The organism is Microbacterium sp. NPDC089321 (assembly GCF_040684935.1).
Taxonomy (GTDB): Bacteria; Actinomycetota; Actinomycetes; order Actinomycetales; family Microbacteriaceae; genus Microbacterium.
The window spans coordinates 127,813-145,317 of sequence record NZ_JBFBGX010000003.1 but is presented as its reverse complement, the minus strand read 5'-3'; the positions used below and the strand labels follow the sequence as shown (position 1 = coordinate 145,317).

Below are 17,505 nucleotides of genomic sequence, written 5' to 3'. Positions count from 1 at the left end.
GGGCAGCGCTGCGAAGGATGCCATGACCAGCACCTCAGGGAAGATCACGATCCGAGACGTCGCCGCCGCCGCAGGCGTGTCGCCCGCGACGGTCTCGCTCGTCTACAACGACAAGGGCGAGGTCGCCGCTGCCACGCGTGAGCGGGTGCTCGAGGCTGGTCGGCGCCTGGGTTACCAGCCGGGCTGGATCAGCAAGGTCTTCCGCTCGGGGCGCACGAACATCCTCGGCATCGCGGTTCAGCACGGCACGACGAGCGCGTGGGAGCGCACGTACCTGCCCTACTACCGGGGCATCATCGCGGGAGCCGCTCTGGAGGCCCTGGATCACGGCTACACGGTGACGGCCGTGCGCGTGGCGGCCGACGGATCGTTCGACGACAGGTTCTCTCTCGACGGCATGGTGATCGTCGACCCGCGGCGCGACGACCCCGCCGTCACGCTGGCCCTCTCGCAGGGCATCGCCGTGATCGCCGAGGGCGGATGCCTGGGCGATCAGCCCGAGGGCCGGATCCGTTCCGTGCGCGCTGATGTCGAGACCGGCGTCCCCCTGGTGCTCGATGAGCTCCGTGAGAAGGGGGCTCGCCGTCCCGCGTTCTTCCGCGGACCATCGGACGACCTCTACACCGAGCTGTCCCTGCACGCGTACCGCGCGTGGTGCACGGCTCACGCCGTCGACCCGATCGAGTACACCCTGCCCGAGGACCATCGGCCCATCGACGGCGCCCGCCGCCTGCTGTCAGGAGAGCTCGGAGAGCTCGACGCCGTCTACTGCCTGAACAACACCTACGGCAGCGCGACCGTCGCTGCCGCCGCCGAGCTCGGGCTCGGCATCCCCGATCGCCTGCACGTCGCCGCGGCCGCGGAGGCGCACGAGGCCGCGGTCGATCCGAGGCTCGTCTACCTCGCCCTGGATCCCGTGGAGTCGGGCGCCACGTGCGTGCGGCTGCTCATCGATCTCATCGAGGGGCGCTCCCCCGCAGATCAGCTGCTCCCCGTGCGGGTTCTGAACGCACGAGCGAGCGCCTGATCCCGCCGTCGCGCGGCGTCAGTCGAGCTGCTCGGTCAGCTCGAACCAGCGCATCTCGAGCTCGTCGACCTCGTCCTGCTGCGCCTGGATCTTCTGCATCCGCTCGCCCAGGCCGGTGTAGTCGGACTGGTCGTGATCGGCGAGCGCGTGCTTGGCCCTGTCGATCTGATCGTTCAGCTTCTGCATGCGCCGTTCGAGGGCCGAGAGCTCCTTCTCTGCGGTTCGCCGCGCCGCGCCCTCCAGTCCGGATGCCTTCGCCGGTGCGGACTGCCCGCCCGCCACGCCGGCGACGGTCTTGTCGTGCTTCTCGAGATCGCGCAGTCTCAGGTACTCGTCGATGCCGCCCGGCAGGTGCCGCAGGTGCCCGCGCAGCACGGCGTACTGCTGATCGGTGACCCGCTCGAGGAAGTACCGGTCGTGGCTGACCACGAGCAGCGTCCCCGGCCACGAGTCGAGCAGGTCCTCGATCGCGGCGAGCATGTCGGTGTCCATGTCGTTGGTCGGCTCGTCGAGGATCAGCACGTTGGGCTGGTCGAGCAGCACGAGCAGCAGCTGCAGGCGGCGCTGCTGTCCGCCCGAGAGGTCCTTGACCGGAGTCGACAGCTGCGCCGAGGTGAATCCGAGTCGCTCGAGCAGCTGCCCCGGGGTGAGCTCGGCCGCCTTGGAGCCCGTTCCGAAGGTGTACGAGGTGCGCAGCCCGTTGATGACCGTGCGCACCGGATCGTTCCAGTGCTGCTCGAGCTCGTCGATCCGCTGGGTGAGGGTGCGCACCTGCACGGTCTTGCCGCGCTTGACGCGACCGCTCGTCGGCTCGACGGTGCCGGCCACGAGCCCCAGCAGGGTGGACTTGCCCGCGCCGTTCACACCGAGGATCCCGGTGCGCTCCCCCGGCGCGATGCGCCACTCGACGTCCGTGAGCACGACCCGGTCGCCATAGGAGACGCCGGCGTCGAGGAGGTCGACCACGTCCTTGCCCAGCCGCGAGACGGCGAGGGACTGCAGCGAGACCGTGTCGCGGATCGGCGGCACGTCGGCGATCAGGGCATTCGCGGCGTCGATGCGGAACTTCGGCTTGCTCGTGCGGGCGGGGGCACCGCGGCGCAGCCAGGCGAGCTCCTTGCGGGCGAGGTTCTGCCGCTTGGCCTCTGATGCCGCGGCCATCCGGTCGCGCTCGACCCGCTGCAGGATGTACGCGGCGTAGCCGCCTTCGAAGGGCTCGACGATGCGGTCGTGCACCTCCCAGGTGGCGGTGCAGATCTCGTCGAGGAACCAGCGGTCGTGCGTGACCACGAGCAGAGCGCCCGCGGTCTTCGCCCAGCGGCTCTTGAGGTGGGCCGCGAGCCAGGTGATCGCCTCGACGTCGAGGTGGTTGGTCGGCTCGTCGAGGGCGATGATGTCCCAGTCTCCGACGAGCAGCTTCGCCAGCGAGACGCGGCGCCGCTGGCCGCCGCTGAGCGAGGCCACCGAGGCGTCCCAGTCGAGGTCGGACACGAGTCCGGCGATGACGTCGCGCACCTTCGCGTCGCCCGCCCACTCGTGCTCGGGGGTGTCGCCGACGACGGCGCGTCCGACGGTGAGGTCGTCGTCGAGGGTGTCGGCCTGGTCGAGCACGCCGATCGTCGTGCCGCCGCGGACGGTCACGCGCCCCGCATCCGGCTCTCGCCTGCCCGCGAGCATGCCGAGCAGGCTCGACTTGCCGTCGCCGTTGCGGCCGACGATGCCGATGCGATCGCCCTCCTCGATGCCGATGGTGACGGAGTCGAAGACGACGCGGGTGGGGAACTCGAGATGAAGCCCTTCGGCTCCGAGAAGATGTGCCATGTCGCCTTCCAGGGTAGGCGACGGCGGGCCGCCGGGATTCTCAGCGGATGCGGCCGCGGCGGCGCACGACGCTCTGCAGCGTGTCGCGGACGGGTGCGCCGAGGACGAGGCCGAGGGATGCCCCGGACGCGAGCGCCAGGCCGACCGCACCGGCCTGCATGAGGTCGGCGAAGCCGAGGATGAGGCCGATCGGGTCCTGCTCCGCCTCGACGATGCCCAGCAGGCCGCGGTACACGACCGATCCCGGCACCATCGGCACGATCGCGGCCGTGGTCACCGCGATGGACGGCACGTGCAGCCTGTGCGCGATCAAGGTGCCGACGAAGCTCGCGATCAGGGCGCCGGCGGCGCTCGCCATCGGCACGCCGAACCCGCCCGCCGCGGCGGCACTGAATCCGCCCCAGGCGATCGCACCGAGCGCGGCCGAGACGAGGATCGTGCGCGACGTCGCCCCGTTCCACACCGCGACCGTGACGGCGATCAGAACGACACCCACCACCTGCATGGCCCATGGCCCGAGGGCCGGCGGCTCGGTCGACAGCGGGAAGCCCACTCCGAGCCGTTGCGCGAGGGCGACCCCGCCGACGATGCCGATCACGACGCCGAGGGTGAGCAGGGCGAGGTCGAGTATGCGTCCGCCCGCTGTCAGCGCGAAGCCGTCGATGGCGTCCTGCGCCGCTCCCACGACCGACATCCCGGCGAGCATGAGCACGATCCCGGCGGCGACGATCACGGCGATGCTGGCCTCGTCGAAGGGTGCGACCCCGCTCCTGCGCAGCGCGTTGGTGGCCGCGGCGAACGCGGTGACGACGAGCGCTCCTCCGGCCTGCGAGAAGAAGAACGGCACATGCATGCGGGCCATCCACCGCTGGGTGAGCGCGGCACCGCACGCCGCGAGGAAGGCGATGAGCGTCGTGACCCACGACGCTCCGTACAGCAGGCAGACGCCCACTGCGAGCAGCGCCTGCGCGAGGACGATCACCGTCGGGCGGTAGCGGAAAGGCATGCGCCGGATGGCATGGAAGCGCACGCGCGCCTCGGGCAGGGCGAGACCGCCCTCGATCTCGACGACGAGCGCCTGCAGCTGCTGGAGCTTGGCGTGGTCGGGAACCGGCGCCCGGACGACCCGGATCGCCGTGAACGGCGGGTCGGACTCGCCGCCCTGGTACGAGACCGCGATGGAGTTGAACGTGATGTCGACGTGCACCGGCCTGATGCCGAGCGCCGCGGCCACGCGGGTCGCCGAGAGCACCACCTCGTTGGCCGCCGCACCCACCGCGATGAGCGCTTCCGCGATGCGCATCGCGAGTTCGATCACGCGTCGGGCATACATCTCGTCGACCGACAGGATCGCCTGGGTCTCAGGGCGGGACGAGGCGTCGACGCGGATGGCCTCGACCAGACGCACGCGCCAGTTCTTCTGTGCAGCCATCAGTCCATCCTCACAGGACGAGCCTGACCTTCATAATGGAGATCACCGTGTGAACGTACACATCAGGGAGGCCGACACGTGGATCGCGTCCGTGCACCGAACATCCGCGATGTCGCACGCCTCGCCGGCGTCTCGTATCAGACGGTGTCGCGAGTGCTGAACGACTCCCCCAACATCCGCTCGGCGACGAAGGATCGCGTGCTCGCCGCGATCGACGAGCTCGGCTACCGCCCGAATCAGGCGGCCCGCGCGCTCGTCACGAGCCGTTCGCGCACGATCGGCGTGCTGACCTCGATGTCGGTGCACTACGGTCCGACCACCGCGATCAACGCCCTCGAGGTCTCGGCCCGCGAGGCCGGCTATCGCATCAGCCTGACGACACTGGCGACGGGAGACGACGCCTCGGTGCGCAGCAGTCTCGACTTCATGATGTCGCAGAACATCGAGGCTCTCGTCGTCATCGCACCGCAGGAGCGCATCGTGCACGCTCTCGACGACGTCGCGATGTCGATACCGACGATCACGCTCGACACGAGCGGGCGCGCCAAGGCCCACAGCGTCGGCGTCGACCAGGTCGCCGGGGCCCGGCTGGCGACCCAGCATCTGATCGACCTCGGACACACCGACATCGTGCACATCGCGGGCCCCCGCGACTGGATCGAGGCGGATGCCCGGATGCAGGGCTACCTCGAGACGCTGTCGGATGCCGACCTGCGCACCAGGGCGCCGATCCTCGGCGACTGGAGTGCGGGGTTCGGCTACTACGCGGGCATGGAGCTGCTGCGCTACCGCGACTTCACGGCTGTGTTCGCGGGCAACGACCAGATGGCGCTCGGATTCCTGCACGCGTGTCGCGAGCTCGGCATCGACGCACCGCGGGAGATCAGCGTGGTGGGCTTCGACGATATCCCCGAGGCCGCGCACTACGCACCGCCTCTGACGACCGTGCGGCAGGACTTCGCCGAGATCGGCCGGCGCACCATGAGCATGCTGCTCGACCTGATCGCGGGCGGCGATGCGGCCCCCTCGCGGATCACGCCCGAGCTCGTGCGCCGCGCTTCGACGGCACCCCCGTCAGCGTGACCTCGCGGCGCCCCGGATCACGGCCGGCGCGAAAGATCATCATGCTCGGTCACTGAGCGGCTCGTCGGAGCGACATTCCCCTCTTGACAGATGTGACCGTTTCACATTTACTATCAAGCACGACTTGTGAACGGTCACAAAGTCCGCAGCCCCGAAACGGCCGCCTGCAGAACGACGATGGAGTCCACGATGCCGCACGCCCCCGCCTCCCGCGACCGCGGCGACGCGCGCGCGGCCGTCGCGGCCGTGATCATCGCCCGCACGCGCGAGCAGCTCTGCGAGGCGTGCGCAGCGGCACCCGTCGTCGCCGGCCCGACCGCCCTCTCGCTGCGCGTCGACGGCACCGAGCTCTTCGTGATCACGCCCGACACCGCCGACCTCGCGAGCGTCGGCCCCGCCCAGACCTCGCTGGCCGACCTCGACGGCCGGGTCGTGAGTGCAGCCTGGGACCGCCGCACGCGAGCATCCGCCGCCACCGCGCAGCACGCCGGCGCACACCGCACGACTCAGGCCCCCGCCGTCGCCAGTCGCGACGGCCACGTCGTGCACGGCCAGACTCCCGCCGCCGCTCTCGAAGCCGTGGCGGACCCCGGGGGCACAGCGCCCCCGAACGAGTCCAGCAGGACTCCGCACCACCCGTAATCCCGGGTCCTCACTCACCCGACCACCCAATGAAGGAGCACACAGTGAAGATGAAGAGGTCTCTCGCGCTCGTCGGCATCGCCGCCACGGCCGCCCTCGTCCTGGCCGGCTGCAGCGGCACGCGCGGCGGCGGCGGAGACGGCGGCGACGGCGCCGGCGACAAGCCCGCGTCCGATTTCACCGTCGGCGTCGCAATGCCCACGCAGCAGTCCGAGCGCTGGATCGCCGACGGCGACAACGTCAAGAAGACCCTCGAGGAGATGGGGTACAAGGTCGACCTGCAGTACGCCAACGACGACATCCCCACCCAGGTCTCGCAGATCGAGAACATGGTCTCGACCGGTGCCGACGCCCTGATCGTCGCCTCGATCGACGGCACCACGCTCACCGACGTCCTGCAGCAGGCGGCCGACAACGACGTGCCCGTGATCGCCTACGACCGTCTGATCAACGGCACCGAGAACGTCGACTACTACACGACGTTCGACAACTATCAGGTGGGCGTGCAGCAGGCGACCAGCCTGCTGACCGGCCTGGGAGTGCTCGACGAGAACGGCAAGGACACCGGCGTCGAGGGCCCGCTGAACATCGAGGTGTTCGCCGGCAGCCCCGACGACAACAACGCGAAGTTCTTCTGGGACGGCGCGATGGACACCCTCAAGCCGTACCTCGACAAGGGCGTGCTGACCATTCCGTCCGGCCAGACCGACTTCGAGCAGGCTGCGATCCTGCGCTGGCTGCCCGAGACCGCGCAGAAGCGCATGGAGAACATCCTCACGGTCATCGGCGGCACCACGCTCGACGGCGTGCTCTCGCCGTACGACGGCCTGTCGATCGGCATCATCTCGGCTCTGACCTCGGGCGGATACGCGGCAAGCGACCTCCCCGTCGTCACCGGCCAGGACGCCGAGGCCGGCAGCGTGAAGTCGATCATCGCCGGCGAGCAGTACTCGACGATCTTCAAGGACACCCGCGAGCTCGGCAAGGTCGCCGCAGAGATGGTCGACGCCATCCTCAAGGGCGAGGAGCCCGAGGTGAACGACACCGAGACCTACGACAACACGGTCAAGGTCGTGCCGTCGTACCTGCTCGAGTCGGTCATCGTCACCAAGGACAACTACAAGTCGGTCCTGGTCGACAGCGGCTACTACACCGAGGACGATCTGAAGTGACCTCCGCGTTCGGGCCCGCCCTCGCGGCGGGCCCGAACCGGGCATCCATCACCAGTCCATCACGCAACCAACAGGCAGAAGGGAGGAGAGCGAATGAGCACGATCCTCGAGATGCGCGACATCACGAAGGAGTTCCCCGGCGTCAAGGCGCTGCAGAACGTGACCATCGAGGTCGAGCGCGGGCAGGTGCACGCCATCTGCGGCGAGAACGGCGCCGGCAAGTCCACGCTCATGAAGGTTCTCTCCGGTGTGTACCCGCACGGCACCTACGGAGGTGACATCGTCTTCGAAGGCGAGGTCGCCCAGTTCCGCGACATCCGCGACTCCGAGGGCCACGGCATCGTCATCATCCACCAGGAGCTCGCGCTGAGCCCCTACCTGTCGATCGCCGAGAACATCTTCCTCGGCAACGAGCGGCAGAGGCGCGGAGTCATCGACTGGGCCGCGACCAACCTCGAGGCGCAGAAGCTCCTCGCTCGCGTCGGGCTGCGCGACGACCCGTCCACTCCGGTCAACGAGATCGGCGTCGGCAAGCAGCAGCTCGTCGAGATCGCCAAGGCCCTGTCGAAGGAGGTCAAGCTCCTCATCCTCGACGAGCCCACGGCCGCGCTCAACGACGACGACTCGGCGCACCTGCTCGATCTGATCCGGCACCTCAAGGGCCAGGGGATCACGTCGATCATCATCAGCCACAAGCTCAACGAGATCAAGGACATCGCCGACAAGGTCACGATCATCCGCGACGGCCGCACGATCGAGACGCTCGACCTCACCAGCGAGGAGATCAGCGAGGACCGCATCATCAAGGGCATGGTCGGGCGCGACCTCGCGCACCGCTACCCCGACCGGTCGGTCGACGTGGGCGAAGAGGTGTTCCGGATCGAGGACTGGTGGGTGCACCACCCGGCCGATCCGAGCCGCACCGTCATCCATGGCGCCAACCTGACCGTGAAGGCCGGAGAGGTCGTCGGCATCGCCGGACTCATGGGCGCAGGACGCACCGAGCTCGGCATGAGCGTCTTCGGCCGCAGCTACGGCACCAACATCTCCGGGCGCGTCTACGTGCGCGGCCGTGAGGTGAACACGCGCACCGTGTCGAGCGCCATCGCGGCCGGCATCGCCTACGCGACCGAGGACCGCAAGCGCTACGGCCTCAACCTCATCGAGGACATCAAGCGCAACATCTCGGTGGCCGCGCTGGGCAAGATCGCCAGGGGCGGCTGGGTGAACAGCCACGAAGAGGTCGTGATCGCCGAGGGCTACCGCAAGAGCATGAACATCAAGGCTCCGTCTGTCGCCTCCGTCGTCGGCAAGCTCTCGGGCGGCAACCAGCAGAAGGTCGTGCTGTCGAAGTGGCTGTTCTCGGACCCCGAGGTGCTCATCCTGGATGAGCCCACGCGCGGCATCGACGTCGGCGCGAAGTACGAGATCTACTCGCTGATCAACCGCCTCGCCGCTCAGGGCAAGGGCGTCATCGTGATCTCTTCCGAGCTGCCCGAGCTGCTCGGCATCTGCGATCGCATCTACGCCCTGTCAGAAGGGCGCATCACCGGGGAGGTCGCCATCGCCGACGCCACCCCCGAGACCCTCATGCACTACATGACCAAGGAGAAGGAACCCGACCATGTCCACCCGTAGCGAGACCGCGCCCCGTGCGAACGAGGTGCTCTCCCAGCTGACCTCACGGATGCGTCAGATCGGGATCTTCCTTGCCCTGATCGCCATCGTCGTGTTCTTCCAGGTCGTGACAGGCGGCAAGCTGCTCACGGCAGGCAACGTCGCGAACATCATCGTCCAGAACAGCTACATCCTGATCCTCGCGATCGGCATGGTGATGATCATCATCGCCGGGCACATCGACCTCTCGGTCGGCTCGGTGGCGGCGTTCGTCGGCGCCATATCCGGCGTGATGGTCGTGCACTGGGGCTGGCCCTGGTGGATCGGCATCATCGCGGCCCTGCTGGTCGGTGCACTCGTGGGAGCCTGGCAGGGCTTCTGGGTGGCCGTGGTGGGCATCCCGGCGTTCATCGTCACGCTGGCGGGCATGCTGATCTTCCGCGGTCTCACCCAGATGGTGCTCTCGAACACGCAGATCACCCCGTTCCCTCGCGAGTACCGCCAGCTGGGCGGCGGCTATCTCTTCCCCCAGCTGTTCCCCGCATCGACCTCACCGGTCGAGTGGATCACGCTCGGTCTGGGTGTGCTCACGCTCGTGCTCTTCGTCGGCTACGAGCTGCGCGAGCGCGCGAAGGTGCGGAAGATGGGCCTGGAGCCCGAGGCGCGCACCTGGTTCCTCGTCCGCCTCATCGGCGGCGTGGTGCTGCTGGGGTACCTGACCTACCTGCTCGGCATGGCCGACGGCTCGCGCGGCACCCCGATCGTGCTGATCGTGCTCGCCGCGCTGATCGTGGGCTACACCATGGTGATGGGGCGCACCGTCTTCGGCCGGCACATCTACGCGATCGGCGGCAACCGCCACGCGGCCGACCTGTCGGGCATCAAGTCCCGCCGGATCGACTTCTGGCTGTTCGTGAACATGGGAGTGCTTGCGGCCCTCGCCGGCCTCGTCTTCACGGGCCGCCTGAACTCGGCCGGCCCCGGTGCGGGAAACCTGTTCGAGCTGGATGCCATCGCCGCAGCCTTCATCGGCGGAGCAGCCGTGCAGGGCGGCGTCGGCCGCATCATCGGCGCGATCACCGGCGGCCTGATCATGGGCGTGCTGAACAACGGCATGTCACTGCTGGGCGTCGGCACCGACTCGCAGCAGTTCATCAAGGGAATGGTGCTGCTGCTGGCCGTCGCGTTCGACGTCTGGAACAAGCGCCGCCAGCGCGTCTGACGCGCGGCGCACTCACGGGCCGGTGCCCGGCGATCACCCCATCAGGCGGGCGCCGGGCACCGGCCCGTGCACGTGCAGCGCCGTGCGGCTGGTGTCGCGCAGCAGATCCTGCACCAGACGCGCCTGATCCGGCCCGTCGCACAGCAGAGCGATCGTCGGGCCGGAGCCCGAGACGATCGCGCCCAGGGCGCCGAACCGGATGCCGTCGACGAGGGTCGACGTGAGGTCGGGCCGGTCGACCACCGCCGCGACCTCGAGATCGTTCAGCAGAGCGGGGGCGAGATCACGGGCATCCCCCGCACGCAGCGCCTGCAGCACGGGAAGCGGCACGTCGAGCGACATCGGCGGATCGTCGGCCACGGCGCCGTCCTGCGCACGCAGGAGGTCGAGCTGGCCGTACACGGCCGGGGTCGACAGGCCCTGCTCGCTCAGCACGAGCACCCAGTCGAACCGCCCGCGGGCCAGCGCGGGCGTGAGCTCGTCGCCTCGGCCGGCGCCGACCGCGGTTCCGCCGTACAGCGCGAACGGCACATCCGCGCCGAGCCGCGCGGCCAGCTCATGCAGCCGGTGGGCGCCGAGCTCGGTCCCCCACAGCGCGTCGCACGCGACCAGCGCGGCGGCGGCGTCGGCCGACCCGCCGCCCATTCCGCCCGCCACAGGCACGCCCTTGCGGATGCGCAGGTGCACCCCGGCATCCACCCCCGCGGTCTGCGCGAGCAGCTTCGCCGCGCGCATCGCCAGGTTGCGGTCGTCGAGGGGCACACCCGAGACGTCGACGTCTCCGTCGACCTCGAGGGTGAAGGCGTCCGAGGGGCTCGCATAGACGTCCTCGTACAGCGACACCGCCTGGAAGACCGTCGCGAGCGAGTGGTAGCCGTCGTCGTGGCGAGGACCGACACCGAGGTAGACGTTGATCTTGCCAGGGGCCCGCACGTGCACGGGTCGTGATGCCATCACAGCTCCGACGACACGGACCAGAGGTTCACGTCGACCCCGTGCGCGAGGACATCGATCGCCGTGAGCTCATCGTCGCTGAACTCCGGGCCGTCGAGCGCCGCGATGTTCTCGTCGAGCTGCTCGGGGCGCGAGGCGCCGATGAGCGCCGAGACGACGACAGGGTCGCGCAGCGTCCACTGCAGCGCCATCTGCGCCAGCGTCTGCCCGCGATCCGCGGCGATGTCGTTCAAGCCCCTGAGCACGGCCAGCCCCTCCTCCGAGAGGGGTCGGTCGGGCAGAGACCTGCGCTTCTGAGCCCGTTCGGCCGTGCCGTCACCGAGGTACTTGCCGGTGAGCAGTCCCTGGGCCAGGGGCGTGAAGGCGATCGCGCCCACGCCGGTCGAGCGCAGGGTGTCGGTGAGACCGTCCTCGATCCAGCGGTTGAGGATCGAGTACGAGGGCTGGTGGATCACCAGGGGCGTGCCGAGTTCGCGGGCCACGGCGACCGCCGCCTCGGTGCGCTCGGCGCTGTACGACGAGATGCCGACGTAGAGCGCCTTGCCCTGACGCACGAGCGTGTCGAGCGCTCCGATCGTCTCCTCCACCGGGGTCACCGGGTCGACCCGATGCGAGTAGAAGATGTCGACGTACTCCAGCCCCATGCGGGTGAGCGACTGCTCGGCGCTGGCGAGGATGTACTTGCGGCTGCCGAGGTCGCCGTACGGCCCCGGCCACATGTCCCACCCGGCCTTCGACGAGATGATCAGCTCGTCGCGGTACGGCCGCAGGTCCTCTGCGAAAATGCGACCGAAGTTCTTCTCGGCCGAGCCGTACGGCGGGCCGTAGTTGTTCGCCAGATCGAAGTGCGTGATGCCGCTGTCGAACGCGTGGCGAAGCAGCTCGCGCTGGTTGTCGAGGGGGATGTTGTCGCCGAAGTTCCACCACAGGCCCAGCGCGATCGGCGGCAGGTAGAGTCCGCTCGTGCCGACCTGGCGGTACTCGAAGCGCTGGTAGCGATCCGCGGCAGCGACATACGGCCGGTGGATCTCGGGGACGTCGGGGCGGAAGCGCGGTTCGGTCACGCTGTCAGGCTATCGGCACGGGGACGGCATCGGGCTGGACGCGCGCGATGCGGTGGTAGTCGTCGACCGTGAGGTCCTCACCGCGGGCGGTCGGGGCGACGCCGGCCGCTTCGAGCACGGCGGATGCCGCAGCAGACCCGCCGTAGAGACCCGAGAGCGCCTGGCGCAGCATCTTGCGCCGCTGGTTGAAGGCCGCGTCGACGATCTCGAAGGTGCGCCGGCGCTCGTCCTCATCGCCGCGCGGGAGCTCATCGCGCACGAAGCCGACGAGAAGGCTGTCGACGTTCGGCACCGGCCAGAAAACCTGACGGGAGACGGTGCCGCACAGCCGCCACGGTCCGTACCAGGCGGCCTTGACGCTCGGGGCGCCGTAGATCTTCGAACCGGGCTTGGCGGCGAGGCGCTCGGCGACCTCGGCCTGCACCATCACGACGCCGCGCTGCAGGTAGGTGAACGTCTCGAGGAAATGCAGCAGCACGGGCACCGAGACGTTGTAGGGAAGATTGGCGACGAGCACGGTGGGCTCGCCGGGCAGCTCGGTGACGCGCATGGCGTCGGCATCCACCACTGTCAGGGCGCCGTCGGCCACTCCCCGCTCCCGGGCGGTCTGCGGCAGCCGCTCGGCCAGACGATGGTCGATCTCGACGGCGGTGACGGATGCTCCGGTCTCGAGGATCGCCAGGGTCAGCGAACCGAGCCCCGGACCGATCTCGACGACGCGCTCGCCCGCCTGCACGCCCGCCGCGGTGACGATCTTGCGCACCGTGTTCGCGTCGACGACGAAGTTCTGCCCCAGCTTCTTCGTGGGGGTGACGTCGAGCTCGGCGGCAAGACGGCGGATCTCGGTGGCGCCGAGCAGGGAGACGGTCATGCGTCCATTCTCGCGCATCCCGCCCCGCCCCTAAGATCGTGCGAGTGACCGCACTCGGAGAGCTCATCGCCCCGCGCCGCCTGGGCGGCGATTTCCGCTGGCTGATGTCGGCCGCGTGGACGAGCAACATCGGCGACGGCATCGCCCTCGCCGCCTCTCCCCTGCTGATCGCCTCGATGACCTCGTCGCCCGTCCTGGTCGCCTCGGGCGCCATGCTGCAGTTCCTGCCGTGGCTGCTGTTCGGTCTGCACGCGGGCGCGATCGCCGACCGCGTCGAGCGGCGGATGCTCGTGATGCTCGCGCACGGCATCCGGGCCCTCGTCGTCGCCGGTCTCGTCGCCTTCCTCGTGACCGGCACCGCGAACATCGCGATCGTGCTGGTCGTGTCGTTCCTGTACGGCACGGCAGAGGTCTTCGCCGACACGAGCACGAGCACGCTGCTGCCGATGATGGTGAAGCCGGCCGACCTCGGCATCGGCAACGCGCGCCTGCAGGCCGGGTTCCTCGTCGCGAATCAGCTGGCCGGTCCGCCTCTCGGGGCCTTCCTGTTCGCCGTCGGATCGTTCTGGCCCTTCCTCGCGCAGGTGCTCGCGGTGTCGATGGCGCTCGTGCTGATCTCGCGGATCTCCCGGCAGCCGGTGCCTCCGCGATCGGGTGCGGTCGAGACGGCCGAGAAGAAGCCCGTGCACACCGAGATCGGCGAGGGGCTGCGCTGGGCGTGGCACAACAAGCCCGTGCGCACGCTGATCGTCATCATCCTCGCGTTCAACGTCACGTGGGCTGCGCCCTGGGGCATCCTCGTGCTCTACGCCACAGAGCACCTGGGCATGGGCCCGGTGGGCTTCGGCGCGCTGACGACCGCCTCGGCGATCGGCGGCCTGCTCGGCACGCTGAGCTTCGGATGGCTCGAGAGGCACGTCTCGTTCGCCACCATCATGAAGGTGTGTCTGTCGCTCGAGGTTCTCATGCACCTCGCGTTCGCGCTGACCACGAACGGCGTCGTCGCCCTGGTGATCATGTTCGGGTTCGGGGCGTACGCCTTCGTCTGGGGCACGATCTCGACGACCGTGCGGCAGCGGCTGGTGCCGCACGAGCTGCAGGGCCGGGTGGGCTCGGTGAACATGGTCGGGGTCTTCGGCGGCATGGTGCTCGGCCAGGCGCTCGGCGGCGTGCTGGCGCAGACCTGGGGGCTCACCGCCCCGTGGTGGTTCGCGTTCGCGGGCTCGGCGATCACGCTGCTGCTGATGTGGCGGCAGATCTCGCACATCGCCGCCGCGAAGCCGGCGCTCGATGAAGGAGCCGCCGCGACGGCGTGAGCTCGTCGCTCAGCGGCCCGCGAGCCGCGCGTCGAGGCCGTTGCGCACCGCCGGCCACTCGTGCGGAAGGATCGAGTAGTTCGCGGTGTCGCGCAGCGATCCGTCGGGCATGATGCGGTGATTGCGCAGGATGCCGTCGAGCTTGGCGCCGAGCCGCTCGATCGCGGCACGCGACTGCCTGTTGTGGAAGTGCGTCAGCAGCGACACGGCGATCGCGTCGCATGCGTCGAAGGCGTGCCCGAGCATGAGGCGCTTCATGGCCGGGTTCACCTCGGTGCCCTGCGCGGCGGCGCCGAGCCAGGTGTAGCCGATCTCGACCCGGCGGTTCGGCTGATCGATGGTGCAGAACGTCGTCATGCCGACGACCTCTCCGCTCTGCAGCCGGCGGACGGCGAACGGGTTCATCGCTCCCGCGTCGCGCAGTGCGAGCCGGCGGTCGATCTCGGCCGGCACCTCGTCGGCGCTCGGCACCGAGGTGTACCAGGCGGGGGTGAGCGTCGCCGCGGCTCGGCTCAGGTCGTCCGCGTGCTGGTGGCCGAGCGGCTCGAGCCGCACGCGTCCGTCATCCAGGGTGATCTCATCGGCAAAGCGCACCCGTCCAGGCTACGGGACGGGTGCTTCACGCCGTTGCCACGCCTGCCGCGCGGGTGCGACCGCCGGGGTCACGCGAACGAGCCGTACACCGCCAGCGTGTTGGCGGCGAGCTGCGCACACAGCTCATCGACGTCGACGTCGAGCTCGGCAGCCATGAAGCGCACCGTGATCGGCACCAGATAGGGCGCGTTGGGGCGGCCGCGCAGCGGCACCGGAGTGAGGAACGGCGCGTCGGTCTCGACCAGGATCCGATCGAGCGGTGTGACGGCGAGCGCATCGCGCAGGTTCTGGGCGTTCTTGAACGTGACGTTGCCGGCGAACGAGAGCCAGTATCCGGCATCCGCAGCGATCCGCGCCATCGCATCGTCACCCGAGAAGCAGTGGAAGACCGTCTTCTCTGGTGCGCCGACGCGCGCCAGGGTCTCGAGCACGTCGTCGTGTGCATCGCGGTCGTGGATCTGCATCGCGATGCCGTGCTTCTTCGCCAGCGCGATGTGGGCCTCGAACGACTCGTGCTGCGCGGGGCGACCGGCCTCGTCGGTGCGGAAGTAGTCGAGCCCGGTCTCGCCGATCGCACGGGCGCGCGGATGCGCCGCGAGCTCGTCGATCACGGAGATGGCCTCATCGAGGCGGCCCTCAGCCGAGTACGTCGGCGCGTCGTTCGGGTGGATGGCGACGGCTGCGAGCACCCGAGGGTCGGATGCGGCGGCCTCCACCGCCCAGCGCGACGACTCGATGTCGCCCGACGCCTGCACGACGCCGGCGATGCCGACCTCGGCCGCGCGATCCAGCTGCTCCGCGAGCGAGAGCGGCTCGACGCCGTCGGTGATCTCGAGGTGCGCGTGGTTGTCGTAGACCGCGACGGTCAGCGGCTCGGGAGCCGGCGGGTAACGCAGGTCTTTGCGGCCGTCGGCATCGCGGCGCTGCACGTACGTGTCGGCCATCTCGCCTCGCTGGTCAGGCGGTCTGCTCGACGCGCGGGAACAGCGGCGCGAGCGTCGACACGGTCGTGCCTGGCTGCAGCGCACCCCAGGTGCCCGCCTCGCGGATCGGCTGAGCCGTGATCTCGCCGAGCGAGCCTTCGACGCCGAGGGCGCCCCACAGCTTCGCGGTCGACTGGGGCATCACCGGCGAGAGCAGCACGGCCAGCGCACGCAGCCCCTCCGCACAGGTGTACAGCACGGTGCCCAGACGCTCACGCTGCTCGTCGTCGCGCGCCAGGGCCCACGGCTCGTTCTCGGTGATGTACAGGTTCAGGTCGTCGACGATCGTCCAGATCGCGTCGATGGCCTCGTCGATGCGGAAGCTCTCGATCGCCGCATCGGCCGCGGCCGCGGCATCCGCCACCTTCTTCTGCACCACGAGGTCGCGCTCGGTGTACTCGGACGGCGCCGGCACGACGCCGTCGAAGTACTTCTGGATCATCGCGACCGTGCGCGAAGCCAGGTTGCCGAAGCCGTTGGCGAGCTCCGCCTGGTAGCGGGCCGAGAGGTCCTCCCACGAGAACGAGCCGTCCTGCCCGAACGCGATCGCCGAGAGGAAGTAGAAGCGGTAGGCGTCCGATCCGAACACGTCGGTGATCTCGGTGGGCGCGATGCCGGTCAGCTTCGACTTCGACATCTTCTCGCCGCCGACCAGAAGCCAGCCGTGCGCGAAGATGCCCTTCGGCACCTCGAGCCCTGCGGCCATCAGCAGCGCGGGCCAGATGACGGCGTGGAAGCGCAGGATGTCCTTGCCGACCACGTGGTACGCGGGCCAGCGACGGGCGAAGTTCTCGTCGTCCTCGCCGTAGCCGACGGCGGTGGCGTAGTTGAGCAGAGCGTCGACCCACACGTAGATGACGTGCGACTCGTCCCACGGCAGCGGGATGCCCCAGTCGAACGTCGACCGCGAGATCGACAGGTCCTTCAGACCCTGGCTCACGAACGAGACGACCTCGTTGCGCGCCGAGTCGGGGCGCACGAAGTCGGGCTGGGTCTTGTACAGCTCGAGCAGGCGGTCCTGGAACTCGCTGAGCTTGAAGAAGTAGTTCTTCTCCTGCAGCAGCTCGAGCGGCTTCGAGTGGATCGCGCAGACCTTCAGCCCCTCGAACGGCCCGGTGCCGTCGACGATCTCGGATTCGGGCTTGAACTCCTCGCAGCCGACGCAGTACAGCGCCTCGTACTCGCCGGCGTAGATGTAGCCCGCGTCGTACAGCTTCTGGAAGAAGACCTGCACGTTCTTCTCATGCCGCTCCTGCGTGGTGCGGATGAAGTCGTCGTTCGCGACGTCGAGGGTCTCGAGCAGCGGGAACCAGCTCTCGCCGACCAGCTTGTCGACCCACTCCTGCGGGGTGACGTTGTTCGCCGCGGCCGCACGCAGCATCTTCTGACCGTGCTCGTCGGTGCCGGTCAGCATCCATGCGTCATCACCCGCCTGGCGGTGCCAGCGCGACAGGGTGTCGACGGCCACCGTCGTGTACCCGTGGCCGATGTGCGGCACGTCGGACGGGTAGTAGATGGGCGTGGTGATGTAGAACGATTCGCCTGCGGGCATGCGATCGATTCTAGGCGGGAACGGCGGGCCGTTCTGATTCGTGACCTGGTTAGGAATCCGGATGCTCGTGGCCGGAGCGCTGCGGGGCGGGTGCCGGGCGCAGGGTGTGCGAGCCTGCCGCGGAGATGTGCGCCTGCCGCGGAGAGAATGCGCTG

15 protein-coding genes are annotated in these 17,505 nt (G+C 69.3%); 7 read left to right on the top strand and 8 right to left on the bottom strand.

All coding sequences use genetic code 11. The features are described from left to right. Positions 1 to 22 precede the first annotated feature (22 nt). On the top strand, positions 23 to 1,027 hold the full coding sequence (locus tag AB0N59_RS14180) for a LacI family DNA-binding transcriptional regulator (protein WP_363484636.1): 1,005 nt from the start codon (positions 23 to 25) through the stop codon (positions 1,025 to 1,027). A gap of 18 nt (positions 1,028 to 1,045) precedes the next feature. Here AB0N59_RS14180 and AB0N59_RS14175 read toward each other — a convergent pair whose 3' ends face one another. Next, on the bottom strand, positions 1,046 to 2,848 hold the full coding sequence (locus tag AB0N59_RS14175) for an ABC-F family ATP-binding cassette domain-containing protein (RefSeq protein ID WP_363484633.1): 1,803 nt from the start codon (positions 2,846 to 2,848) through the stop codon (positions 1,046 to 1,048). Positions 2,849 to 2,888: 40 nt separating this feature from the next. Beyond that, positions 2,889 to 4,280, bottom strand: coding sequence for a threonine/serine exporter family protein (locus AB0N59_RS14170; RefSeq protein WP_363484630.1), 1,392 nt, complete (start codon positions 4,278 to 4,280; stop codon positions 2,889 to 2,891). A gap of 78 nt (positions 4,281 to 4,358) precedes the next feature. On the opposite strand from AB0N59_RS14170, the gene AB0N59_RS14165 reads away from it, so the two are divergent. From AB0N59_RS14165 to mmsB, 5 genes are all read left to right on the top strand, one after another. Then, the gene (locus AB0N59_RS14165) at positions 4,359 to 5,363 is read left to right on the top strand and encodes a LacI family DNA-binding transcriptional regulator (RefSeq protein WP_363484627.1); all 1,005 of its coding nucleotides are present in this window, start codon (positions 4,359 to 4,361) and stop codon (positions 5,361 to 5,363) included. Between the two features lie 189 nt (positions 5,364 to 5,552). After that, entirely contained in the window at positions 5,553 to 6,005 is a 453-nt protein-coding gene (locus AB0N59_RS14160; RefSeq protein WP_363484624.1) for a class II aldolase/adducin family protein, read from the top strand. Positions 6,006 to 6,055: 50 nt separating this feature from the next. Continuing rightward, positions 6,056 to 7,177 carry a multiple monosaccharide ABC transporter substrate-binding protein gene (gene chvE / locus AB0N59_RS14155; RefSeq protein WP_363484621.1) on the top strand — a complete coding sequence of 374 codons (1,122 nt, stop codon included), beginning with the start codon at positions 6,056 to 6,058 and terminating at the stop codon, positions 7,175 to 7,177. Between the two features lie 93 nt (positions 7,178 to 7,270). Continuing rightward, on the top strand, positions 7,271 to 8,815 hold the full coding sequence (gene mmsA, locus AB0N59_RS14150) for a multiple monosaccharide ABC transporter ATP-binding protein (RefSeq protein WP_363484618.1): 1,545 nt from the start codon (positions 7,271 to 7,273) through the stop codon (positions 8,813 to 8,815). Then, on the top strand, positions 8,802 to 10,016 hold the full coding sequence (mmsB, locus tag AB0N59_RS14145; RefSeq protein WP_204974176.1) for a multiple monosaccharide ABC transporter permease: 1,215 nt from the start codon (positions 8,802 to 8,804) through the stop codon (positions 10,014 to 10,016). Before mmsA ends, mmsB begins: the two co-directional genes overlap by 14 nt. A 33-nt stretch (positions 10,017 to 10,049) precedes the next feature. Here mmsB and AB0N59_RS14140 read toward each other — a convergent pair whose 3' ends face one another. From AB0N59_RS14140 to rsmA, 3 genes are read right to left on the bottom strand one after another with little or no spacing between them, the layout of a single operon-like run. Continuing rightward, entirely contained in the window at positions 10,050 to 10,970 is a 921-nt protein-coding gene (locus AB0N59_RS14140; RefSeq protein WP_363484614.1) for a 4-(cytidine 5'-diphospho)-2-C-methyl-D-erythritol kinase, read from the bottom strand. Then, on the bottom strand, positions 10,970 to 12,034 hold the full coding sequence (mgrA, locus tag AB0N59_RS14135; protein ID WP_363484611.1) for an L-glyceraldehyde 3-phosphate reductase: 1,065 nt from the start codon (positions 12,032 to 12,034) through the stop codon (positions 10,970 to 10,972). Before mgrA ends, AB0N59_RS14140 begins: the two co-directional genes overlap by 1 nt. Positions 12,035 to 12,038: 4 nt before the next feature. Continuing rightward, positions 12,039 to 12,905 (bottom strand): 16S rRNA (adenine(1518)-N(6)/adenine(1519)-N(6))-dimethyltransferase RsmA, encoded by an 867-nt coding sequence (rsmA, locus tag AB0N59_RS14130; RefSeq protein ID WP_363484608.1) that lies wholly within the window; start codon positions 12,903 to 12,905, stop codon positions 12,039 to 12,041. A gap of 44 nt (positions 12,906 to 12,949) precedes the next feature. Between rsmA and AB0N59_RS14125 the strand changes: the two genes are divergently transcribed. Then, complete coding sequence (locus AB0N59_RS14125; RefSeq protein ID WP_363484605.1) at positions 12,950 to 14,221, top strand: MFS transporter; 1,272 nt, start codon at positions 12,950 to 12,952, stop codon at positions 14,219 to 14,221. Between the two features lie 9 nt (positions 14,222 to 14,230). Here AB0N59_RS14125 and AB0N59_RS14120 read toward each other — a convergent pair whose 3' ends face one another. The 3 genes from AB0N59_RS14120 to metG form a co-directional block, all read right to left on the bottom strand. Beyond that, a complete protein-coding gene (locus AB0N59_RS14120; protein WP_363484602.1) occupies positions 14,231 to 14,815 on the bottom strand; it encodes a GNAT family protein in 585 nt (194 codons plus the stop codon). A gap of 68 nt (positions 14,816 to 14,883) precedes the next feature. Continuing rightward, on the bottom strand, positions 14,884 to 15,759 hold the full coding sequence (locus tag AB0N59_RS14115) for a TatD family hydrolase (RefSeq protein WP_363484599.1): 876 nt from the start codon (positions 15,757 to 15,759) through the stop codon (positions 14,884 to 14,886). Between the two features lie 13 nt (positions 15,760 to 15,772). After that, entirely contained in the window at positions 15,773 to 17,350 is a 1,578-nt protein-coding gene (gene metG, locus AB0N59_RS14110) for a methionine--tRNA ligase (protein WP_363484596.1), read from the bottom strand. Between the last annotated feature and the right edge of the window lie 155 nt (positions 17,351 to 17,505).

What these genes read in the sequence shown, in the direction of transcription:
- metG (WP_363484596.1), bottom strand. Translation starts at nt 17,350, where the DNA reads ATGCCCGCAGGCGAATCGTTCTACATCACCACGCCCATCTACTACCCG.
- AB0N59_RS14140 (WP_363484614.1), bottom strand. Translation starts at nt 10,970, where the DNA reads ATGGCATCACGACCCGTGCACGTGCGGGCCCCTGGCAAGATCAACGTC.
- AB0N59_RS14180 (WP_363484636.1), top strand. Translation starts at nt 23, where the DNA reads ATGACCAGCACCTCAGGGAAGATCACGATCCGAGACGTCGCCGCCGCC.
- rsmA (WP_363484608.1), bottom strand. Translation starts at nt 12,905, where the DNA reads ATGACCGTCTCCCTGCTCGGCGCCACCGAGATCCGCCGTCTTGCCGCC.
- AB0N59_RS14160 (WP_363484624.1), top strand. Translation starts at nt 5,553, where the DNA reads ATGCCGCACGCCCCCGCCTCCCGCGACCGCGGCGACGCGCGCGCGGCC.
- chvE (WP_363484621.1), top strand. Translation starts at nt 6,056, where the DNA reads ATGAAGAGGTCTCTCGCGCTCGTCGGCATCGCCGCCACGGCCGCCCTC.
- AB0N59_RS14115 (WP_363484599.1), bottom strand. Translation starts at nt 15,759, where the DNA reads ATGGCCGACACGTACGTGCAGCGCCGCGATGCCGACGGCCGCAAAGAC.
- AB0N59_RS14170 (WP_363484630.1), bottom strand. Translation starts at nt 4,280, where the DNA reads ATGGCTGCACAGAAGAACTGGCGCGTGCGTCTGGTCGAGGCCATCCGC.
- mmsB (WP_204974176.1), top strand. Translation starts at nt 8,802, where the DNA reads ATGTCCACCCGTAGCGAGACCGCGCCCCGTGCGAACGAGGTGCTCTCC.
- mmsA (WP_363484618.1), top strand. Translation starts at nt 7,271, where the DNA reads ATGAGCACGATCCTCGAGATGCGCGACATCACGAAGGAGTTCCCCGGC.
- AB0N59_RS14175 (WP_363484633.1), bottom strand. Translation starts at nt 2,848, where the DNA reads ATGGCACATCTTCTCGGAGCCGAAGGGCTTCATCTCGAGTTCCCCACC.